Source organism: Acinetobacter sp. RF14B (assembly GCF_006864105.1).
Lineage (GTDB): Bacteria > Pseudomonadota > Gammaproteobacteria > Pseudomonadales > Moraxellaceae > Acinetobacter > Acinetobacter lwoffii_C.
Genome location: NZ_SMTB01000256.1, coordinates 1 through 488, shown reverse-complemented (window position 1 = coordinate 488; position 488 = coordinate 1). Strand labels below are relative to the sequence as shown.

Below are 488 nucleotides of genomic sequence, written 5' to 3'. Positions count from 1 at the left end.
GGAATGTTAACGCCTGCAATGACTTCATAATGCTCTTTGTCGACGACAATGCGGCTGGCAGCATTGAACGGGCTGCCTCCCCATGTATCAACGAGAAACAGCACGCCTTTAGTGGTGTCGAGTTTTGCCAACTGAGCGTTGTACTTTTCAATCAGCGTTTCGGCATTTTCACCTGGAACGAAATCGATCCAGCCGACGTTTTCCTGCTCGCCTAACAGCATTTCTGCCGTTTTAAGCAACTGCTCTGCAGCCCAACCATGTGTGCCTATAACAATAGCAATGGTCACTTGCTACCTCCTTTATTATCGTTAACACCTCAACGTGCCAGATGTATTTTTGAATCGTCGTCCACAATCGAATCGATTCAGATAAGGGCTACAACCAAAAACCCCTGCGTTTCGCGATTTATTTTAGATATCGAAAAAATTATTTTATGTGATGAAGATCCGTAATTTAACTTTCGATAAGCAGAAATTTCGAAAGGTAAA

1 protein-coding gene is annotated in these 488 nt (G+C 43.4%); it reads right to left on the bottom strand.

From position 1 onward, the window contains the following. The coding region (locus E2K52_RS14830; RefSeq protein ID WP_044709946.1) for a mannose/fructose/sorbose PTS transporter subunit IIA at positions 1-287 on the bottom strand (287 nt) is incomplete at its 3' end. Between the last annotated feature and the right edge of the window lie 201 nt (positions 288-488).